Source organism: Streptomyces sp. NPDC001933 (genome assembly GCF_042890955.1).
GTDB lineage: Bacteria > Actinomycetota > Actinomycetes > Streptomycetales > Streptomycetaceae > Streptomyces.
The window spans coordinates 319,791-327,823 of record NZ_JBIASS010000005.1 but is presented as its reverse complement, the minus strand read 5'-3'; the positions used below and the strand labels follow the sequence as shown (position 1 = coordinate 327,823).

General features: G+C 73.0%; 8 protein-coding genes. 4 read left to right on the top strand and 4 right to left on the bottom strand.

Features of this window, described 5'->3' with window-relative positions; genetic code table 11:
• Positions 1-59: 59 nt before the first annotated feature.
• Positions 60-977 carry a MurR/RpiR family transcriptional regulator gene (locus ACFYY7_RS15295; RefSeq protein ID WP_266730761.1) on the bottom strand — a complete coding sequence of 306 codons (918 nt, stop codon included), beginning with the start codon at positions 975-977 and terminating at the stop codon, positions 60-62.
• A 143-nt stretch (positions 978-1,120) separates the two neighbouring features.
• Between ACFYY7_RS15295 and ACFYY7_RS15290 the strand changes: the two genes are divergently transcribed.
• Positions 1,121-1,489 carry a hypothetical protein gene (locus tag ACFYY7_RS15290; RefSeq protein ID WP_388661706.1) on the top strand — a complete coding sequence of 123 codons (369 nt, stop codon included), beginning with the start codon at positions 1,121-1,123 and terminating at the stop codon, positions 1,487-1,489.
• Positions 1,486-1,833, top strand: a complete 348-nt coding sequence (locus ACFYY7_RS15285; protein ID WP_388661704.1) for a DUF4031 domain-containing protein — start codon at positions 1,486-1,488, stop codon at positions 1,831-1,833. Before ACFYY7_RS15290 ends, ACFYY7_RS15285 begins: the two co-directional genes overlap by 4 nt.
• A gap of 6 nt (positions 1,834-1,839) precedes the next feature.
• Here the strand turns inward: ACFYY7_RS15285 and ACFYY7_RS15280 are convergent, their stop codons facing one another.
• Complete coding sequence (locus ACFYY7_RS15280) at positions 1,840-3,072, bottom strand: Cmx/CmrA family chloramphenicol efflux MFS transporter (RefSeq protein WP_388662020.1); 1,233 nt, start codon at positions 3,070-3,072, stop codon at positions 1,840-1,842.
• Between the two features lie 80 nt (positions 3,073-3,152).
• The gene (locus tag ACFYY7_RS15275) at positions 3,153-3,839 is read right to left on the bottom strand and encodes a hypothetical protein (protein ID WP_388661702.1); all 687 of its coding nucleotides are present in this window, start codon (positions 3,837-3,839) and stop codon (positions 3,153-3,155) included.
• A 289-nt stretch (positions 3,840-4,128) separates the two neighbouring features.
• On the opposite strand from ACFYY7_RS15275, the gene ACFYY7_RS15270 reads away from it, so the two are divergent.
• Positions 4,129-4,776 (top strand): allophanate hydrolase subunit 1, encoded by a 648-nt coding sequence (locus ACFYY7_RS15270; protein ID WP_388662018.1) that lies wholly within the window; start codon positions 4,129-4,131, stop codon positions 4,774-4,776.
• On the top strand, positions 4,773-5,645 hold the full coding sequence (locus ACFYY7_RS15265; protein WP_388661700.1) for a biotin-dependent carboxyltransferase family protein: 873 nt from the start codon (positions 4,773-4,775) through the stop codon (positions 5,643-5,645). Before ACFYY7_RS15270 ends, ACFYY7_RS15265 begins: the two co-directional genes overlap by 4 nt.
• Positions 5,646-5,714: 69 nt before the next feature.
• Here ACFYY7_RS15265 and ACFYY7_RS15260 read toward each other — a convergent pair whose 3' ends face one another.
• Positions 5,715-8,012 carry a heavy metal translocating P-type ATPase gene (locus ACFYY7_RS15260; protein WP_388661698.1) on the bottom strand — a complete coding sequence of 766 codons (2,298 nt, stop codon included), beginning with the start codon at positions 8,010-8,012 and terminating at the stop codon, positions 5,715-5,717.
• Positions 8,013-8,033 lie beyond the last annotated feature (21 nt).

Sequence of the window (8,033 nt, the reverse complement as noted above, 5' to 3'; positions counted from 1 at the left end):
GGTCGCGGACCGGCGGGCCGGTCAGCGGGTGCGGAGGGCTCGCGGATCGGCGGGGCCGGTCAGCGCGGGCGTGGGGTGTGGCGGTGGGCCAGGGCTTCGTAGGAGGCGGCGAGGGCCGGTGCGGCCGTCTCGTACGTACGCTGCGCGACGCCTATGAACAGGCAGTCGACGACGAGGAGCTGGCTCGTACGGCTCGACATGGCGGCGGGCCGCAGCTCGCTCTCCCGGGCGGTGGACGTGGTCAGTACGTGGTCGGCGTACTGCGTGACCGGGCCGTCGGGGCGGCCGGTGATCGCGACCGTCGTCGCGCCCCGGTCGAAGGCGACCCGCAGCGGCTCGATCACGTCGACCGTGGAGCCGGAGTGCGTGATCGCGATGGCGACGTCGCCGGAGCGCAGCTGCACGGCGTTGGTCACCGCGAGGTGCGGGTCTGTGTGGGAGTGCGCGATCAGGCCGATGCGGGCCAGCTTCTGCGCGAGGTCCTGGCCGACGAGGGAGGAGGCGCCCACACCGTAGATGTCGATGCGCCGGGCGGTGGCGGCGGCGGCCACGGCGGCACCGAGCTGGACGGTGTCGAGCCCGGCGGCCGTGTCGGCGAGGGTCTGCTGCTCGTCGTAGGCCAGCTTGGCGACCACGTCGGCGATCGGGTCGTCGACCGCTATGTCGGCCGTGACGGAAGGGGCCCGGCCGGACTGCTGGTGCGCGGCGAGCCCGGCGAGGGCCAGGCGCAGATCGCGATAGCCGGGGTAGCCGAGCAGGCGGGCCGTGCGGACCACGGTCGCCTCGCTGGTGCCGGTGAGCTCGGCGAGACCGGTGACCGTGAGGGCTGCGCAGCCGGCCGGATCACCGGCGACGGCCTCGGCGACGCGCTGCATGGAACGGGTCATGGACGGCGCGAGCGTACGAACCTTGGCCGCGAGGGCCGCCGGGGCGGGCGGGGAGTCGGCGTTGAAACTTTCCTTCAGGTCATGGGTCACCTTTGAAAGATATTTTCAACCGGGTTGGCCGTCAACCCCCCCTTCGTCCCGTCTTCACCGGTCCGCGGCCACTCCCTCCGACAGCGCGGAAACGGTGATGGCGGGCGGGCGAGGTGAATTCGCGGGCAGGTGACAATGGGCCCATGGAGATGAACCCCTTGGAACAGGCGCTGCATACGGCCCGTGCGCTGGTCATGGCCGATCTCGCCGCAGGTGACGTCGCCGAGGCCGGGATCGTCTCGCTGGTCGAGGACGCGGTGACGCACCGCCGCTGGTGGGTCGAGCAGTGGCCCGACGGTGCCGCGTTCGTGGTGGGCCTCGTCGCCCAGGACGTGCAGGACGCGCTGCTCGAACAGTACGGGCGGTGGCCGCTCTGCCCGGTCTGCGACGCGGGCGACCCGCACGCCCTCGACGTCGAACCGGAACTGGGCCCGGACCCGCACTGGGTGTGCACCAAGGCCGCGGTGGCGGTGGCGCCGGTCGGTTCGCTGAGCGGGATACTGCGGCGGTGACCGTCTACATCGACCCGCCCGAGTGGCCGGGGCACGGGCGGTTCTGGTCGCACCTGGTCAGCGATGTCTCCTTCGAGGAGCTGCACGCCTTCGCGGCGTCCATCGGCTGCCCGCCGCGCGCGTTCGAGCGGGACCACTACGACGTACCGGAGACGCGGTACGAGGACGCGGTGCGGGCCGGGGCCCGGCAGATCGGCTCGAAGGAGCTCGTCCGCCGGATTACGCAGGCGGGGCTGCGGCGGCCCAAGGGGCGGCCCGCACCGGGGCTTCCCGCGCAGGAAAGCCCCGTGCAGGAAAGCCTCGCGCGGGAAAGCCCCGCGCAGGGGCGTCCCGCGCAGGGCTGAGAACGCTCAGGCGGTCGTCGAGGGCGCGCACTCCTGAGCCGCGTCCTGCGGCGCGGCGGCCGGGGCGCCCGCCACCAGCCGGGACGACGAGGCGCGGCTGCGCTGCAGCCGCAGCGAGAACACCACGGCCACCAGCGCCAGTACCGTCATCGCCGCCCCGGCCCAGGCGGTCGCCGCGAAACCGAAGTCCGCGTCGATCACCGTGCCGCCCAGCCAGGGACCGCCGGTGTTGCCCAGGTTGAACGCGGCCGTGGTCGTCGCACCGGCCAGCGTCGGGGCGGCGCCCGCCACGTTGAACATCCGGGCGTTCAGCGCCGGGGCCGTGTAGAACGCCGACAGACCCAGCAGGAACGAGAGCCCGACCGCCGCGACCTGGTTCGACGCGAACAGGGCCAGCGCGGCCAGGAAGACCGTCGAGGCCGCGATACCGCTCATCAGCACCCCGAAGAGATGCGCGTCCGCGACCCGGCCGCCGATCGTCGTGCCGACCAGCGCCCCGATCCCGAACAGCGCCAGCACCGTCGGCACCCAGCCCGAGTCCAGCCCGGCGACATCCGTCAGCAGCGGCGCCAGATAGCTGAACGCGCAGAACACCCCGCCCGCGGCGAGCGCCGTGATCACGATCGACAGCCACACCTGACGGTCCCGGTAGATGCTCATCTCCTGCTTCAGCCGGGGCTTCTGCTCCGGCAGCGGGATGCGCGGGATCAGCGTCGTCACCCCGACCAGCGCCACGGCGGACGCCGCGCCCACGGCCCAGAACGCCGACCGCCAGCCGAAGTTCTCACCGAGGAACGCGCCCAGCGGCACGCCCAGCACATTGGCGATCGACAGACCGCCGATCATCACGGCCATCGCACGGGCCCGCGAGTTCACCGGCACCATCGCGATGGCGACGGCCGCCCCCACCGCCCAGAATCCGGCACAGGCGAACGCGCTCACCACCCGTGACGCGAAGAGCACCTCGTACGTCGGGGCCAGCGCGCCCGCGACCTGACCGAGGCCGAAGACGGAGATCAGGGCGATCAGCGTGGTGCGGCGCGGCAGCCGGAGCGTGGCCACGGCGAGCAGCGGGGCGCCGATCACCATGCCGATCGCGAAGGCGGATATGAGGAGTCCGGCACGGGGTATCGACACGTTCATGTCGTCGGCGATGGGCGGCAGCAGCCCGGAGAGCATGAATTCGCTGGTTCCCAGGGCGAAGACCGAGAGACCCAGGATGTACACGGCCAGGGGCATGCGGGAGCGGCGAGCGGCAGAGTCGGGCATGACAGCTGCCAACAGCGGCCGCGGCCCCGGCATTCCCCGGCCGCCGCGGGTCAGTGGCTGAGCAGCTCCAGTTCGGTCGTCAGGTTCTGCCGGGCCCGCGGCTCCCAGTGCTCCGCCCCGTACGGCGTACGGAACAGCCGCGGCAGCCCGAGCAGCTGGCGCAGCACCGTCGCCCGCCCCTCCTGGAACGCGTCGTCGGGCACGAAGCCGTACTCCTCGCGCACCTGCGCCGCGTAAGCCGCGTACTGGCCCGGGGGCGCCGCGAGAATGGCCAGATCCGCGTCGCAGAGCACCTCGCCGTCGCTGTCGCCGTCCGCCGGGTCGTGGGTGACGGTGAGCCGTACGAGCCGGGCCACCTCCGCCGTGACCCCGTCCGGCACACCGGCCTCCGCGAGGGCGCGCTCGGCCAGCGCGGCGCTGCGCTCCTCGTTCTCGGACCGGTCGGGCCGGTACACCGCGTCGTGGAACCAGGCGGCGAGCCGTACCGCGTCCGGGTCGGCCGCGTACCCGGCGAGCGTGTCGACATGATCGAGCACCGCGACCAGGTGCGCGGTGGTGTGGTACCGCCGCTGCGGCTCGGCCCAGCGCGCCAGGAGGTTGTCGGCGTACGGCAGCGGGTCGGGGCCTGGGGCGCCGCCCCGGGCCCGGGTGAGCGCCTCCCGCCAGCGCTCACGGAGGGAGTCGTCGGTATGGTCCACCCCGCCGGGGGCGCCGTTCGGACGCGAGCTGTCGGTCATGGGACGACCCTAACGAAAGGCCCTGGCCCGGGATCGGACGGCGCTGAGGGGCTCCGTGACATGCCTGTGCGGTCGGCTGAACGGCCAATCGCCGTACGGTCGTTCCTGCTCCGATTCGAGCAGGATCAGCCATTGTTGGATTATCGGGTAATCGCTAGTGTGCGCCCGTGATGGATCTGACGAGTCCAACCCATTCGATGGATCTCGACGTGGACCTCGGTGAAGGGTTCGGGAACTGAATTCTCACCGTCGACGCGCGAACGGAGACGGATTCGGTACCGGGGTGCTGGTGCTGCCCGTCGGCCGGGAGGCGCTGCTCGTCGAGCTGTCCTCCGCCGAGCATGCCGAGGCCTTCCACGTCGAGCTGTTGCGCCGCCGCGCGCGCGGCGAACTGCCCGTCATGAGGGAGGTCGTGCCTGGCGCGCGAAGCGTGCTGCTCGACGGCATCGCGGACCATACGCGTCAGGCCCGGGTGCGGTTCGCCCGCGAACTCGCTTCCTGGCGGATACCGCCGATGCGGCGTGGGGCCGGGGACGCAGTCGAGATCCCTGTCGTCTACGACGGGCCGGATCTCGACGAGGTCGCCACGGCGTGGGGTGTCGGCGCCGACGAGGTGCCGGGCATTCATGCCGGTACGGAGTTCCGGGTGGCGTTCTGTGGGTTCGCGCCCGGCTTCGGCTATCTGACAGGTCTGCCAGGTCACCTTCATGTGCCGCGGCGGGCGACTCCGCGCACGAAGGTTCCGGCGGGGGCGGTGGGTCTTGCGGGGCCGTACGCCGGGGTGTATCCGCGCGCGTCGCCCGGAGGGTGGCAGCTCATCGGGCGGATGCCGGACCCCGAGGAGCTGTGGAACCCGGCACGGGAACCGGCGGCGTTGCTGGGGCCGGGCGTGCGGGTGCGGTTCGTGGTGGTGGGGGCGGCAGGGGTGGCGGAGTGATCGAGACGGCGGACGCTCTCGACGTGGTCCGGGCCGGGGCGCTGACCACCGTGCAGGACGAGGGGCGGGTCGGCTGGGCACACCTCGGGGTGCCGAGGGCCGGCGCATTGGATGCACCGGCCCTCCGCCTCGCCAACCGGCTCGTCGGCAATACGGAGGACGCGGCGGTACTGGAGACCACGGTCACCGGGTGCGGGGTACGGCCGAGACGTTCCACGGTGGTCGTGGTGGGGGGTGCCGCGTGCCGGGTCACGGTGGACGGGCGAGCGGTGGCATGGGGCGTCCCCGTTCCCGTACCGGCGGGAGCGGTGCTGGACGCCGGTCCGGCGGAGGGTGGTCTGCGGAGCTATCTGGCGTTCCGCGGCGGCTTGGTGCCGGAACCGGTGCTGGGCAGCCGGTCGGCGGATCTGCTGTCCGGGCTGGGACCGGCGCCGCTGCGGGACGGGGACGTGGAGCCGCTGGGGACGCCTGCGGGGCCCGTTCCGCCGGTGCCGGACGCCGTGCCGTGGCCGGGGGCGCCGACCGAACTCGTCCTGCCGGTCCGGCTGGGGCCACGTCATGCCTGGTTCACGGACGACGCGCTGCGGACTCTCGCCACCGCCACGTACAGGGTGTCGTCGCACAGCAACCGCATCGGGCTGCGGACGGAGGGGCCCGCGCTGGAACGTGCGCGGGAGGGGGAGCTGCCGAGCGAGGGCATGGTGCTGGGGGCCGTCCAGATACCGCCGGACGGGCGGCCGGTGGTGTTCCTCAACGACCATCCGACGACGGGGGGATACCCGGTGGTGGGGGTGGTGCCGGAGGCCGCGCTGGCGGGGGCGGCACAGGCGGTGCCGGGGGCGCGCGTGCGGTTCGTGGTGATGGGGTAGGGGCCTCCCGCGCTCGGGAGGCCCCGCACCCTCGGTTCCCCGACCGCCGCAGGGGCCGGGCCCCCGACCCTACGCCGCCGCCCTGAACCCCCGCAGCCGCAGCGAGTTGCCGACCACGAAGACCGACGAGAAGGCCATCGCGGCGCCCGCGATCATCGGGTTGAGCAGCCCGGCCGCGGCGAGCGGCAGAGCGGCCACGTTGTAGGCGAAGGCCCAGAACAGGTTCGTACGGATGGTGCCGAGGGTCTTGCGCGACAGCCGGATGGCGTCCGCCGCGGCCCGCAGGTCGCCGCGTACCAGCGTCAGGTCGCCGGCCTCGATCGCGGCGTCCGTGCCGGTCCCCATCGCCAGGCCCAGATCGGCCTGGGCGAGGGCGGCCGCGTCGTTGACCCCGTCACCGACCATGGCGACCGAACGGCCCTGTGCCTGGAGCTTCTTGACGACGTCGACCTTGTCCTCCGGCATGACCTCCGCGTACACCTCCTCGATCCCGACCTCGGCCGCGACCGCCTCGGCCACCGCCCGGTTGTCGCCGGTCAGCAGGATCGGGGTGAGGCCCAGGGCCCGCAGCCGCTCGATGGCCTCCGCGCTGGTGTCCTTCACCGCGTCGGCGACTTCGAGCACCGCCCGTGCCTCGCCGTCCCAGGCCACCGCGATGGCCGTCCGGCCCGCGGCCTCCGCCTCGGCCTTGCGCCGGGCCAGCTCCACGGGGAGGTGGATCTCCCACTCGGCGAGCAGCTGCTCACGGCCGACGAGGACGGCGTGGCCCTCGACGATGCCCTGGACGCCGAGTCCGGCGATGTTGGCGAAGTCCTCGGGGGTGGGAAGGGCGGTGCCGGTGCGTTCGGCGGCTCCGGCGGCGACGGCCTGGGCGATGGGGTGCTCGGAGGCGTGTTCCAGGGCGCCGGCGAGGCGCAGTACGTCGGTTTCGGTGGTGTTGTCGGCGGTGTGGACGTCGAGGAGGGTCATGCGGCCGGTGGTGACGGTGCCGGTCTTGTCGAGGACGATCGTGTCGACGCGGCGGGTGGTCTCCAGGACCTCCGGGCCCTTGATCAGGATGCCGAGCTGGGCGCCGCGTCCGGTGCCGACCATGAGGGCGGTGGGGGTGGCCAGGCCCAGGGCGCAGGGGCAGGCGATGATCAGTACGGCCACGGCGGCGGTGAACGCGGCGGTCAGGCCCCCGCCGTTGCCGAGCCAGAAGCCCAGCGTGCCGAGCGCCAGGGCTATGACGACGGGTACGAAGACGGCGGAGATCCGGTCCGCGAGGCGCTGGGCCGCCGCCTTGCCGTTCTGGGCGTCCTCGACGAGCTTCGCCATCCTGGCGAGCTGGGTGTCGGCGCCGATCCGGGTGGCCTCCACGACGAGCCGGCCGCCCGCGTTGAGCGTCGCCCCGGTGACGGAGTCGCCGACGCCGACCTCCACGGGCACGGACTCACCGGTCAGCATGGAAGCGTCCACGGCCGAGGCACCTTCTACGACGGTGCCGTCGGTGGCGATCTTCTCGCCGGGGCGGACCAGGAACCGGTCCCCGACCTGGAGCTCGGCGGTCGGCACGGTCACCTCGCGGCCGCCGCGCAGCACGGTCACTTCCTTGGCGCCGAGTTCGAGCAGCGCCTTCAGGGCCGCGCCCGCCTTCCGCTTGGACCGGGCCTCGAAGTAGCGCCCGGCCAGGATGAAGGCGGTGACTCCGGCGGCGGCCTCCAGGTAGATGTTGCCCGCGCCGTCGCTCCGCCCGATGGTCAGCTCGAAGGGGTGCGTCATGCCGACCATGCCCGCCGTGCCGAAGAACAGCGCCCACAGCGACCAGAGGAACGCGGCCGTGGTGCCGACCGAGATCAGCGTGTCCATCGTCGCCGCGCCGTGCCGGGCATTGGTGAACGCGGCCTTGTGGAACGGCCAGGCGGCGTACGTGACGACCGGGGCCGTCAGCGTCAGCGAGAGCCACTGCCAGTAGTCGAACTGGAGCGCCGGGATCATCGACATCGCGATCACCGGCACGGCGAGCGCGACGGCGGTCAGCAGCCGCTGCCGCAGGGGCCGCAGCTCGTCGGCTTCGCCGGCACCGGGGGCGGCGGCGCCCTCCTCGGCGGTGCGCGCCGGGGGAGCGGGCTCGTGCGCGGTGTAGCCGGTCTTCTCGACGGTGGCGATCAGGTCCTGTACGGAGATGTCCTCGCCCCGGTAGCTGACCTTGGCCTTCTCGGTGGCGTAATTGACGGTGGCCTCGACGCCGTCCATCCGGTTGAGCTTCTTCTCGATGCGGGCCGCGCAGGAGGCGCAGGTCATGCCGCCGATCGCGAGCTCGACCTCTGCGGCGGTGCCGGTGCCGGTGGCGGTACCGGTGCCGGTTGTGGCGGTGTGCGCGGACACGATGTCCTCCCTGGCGGTCGT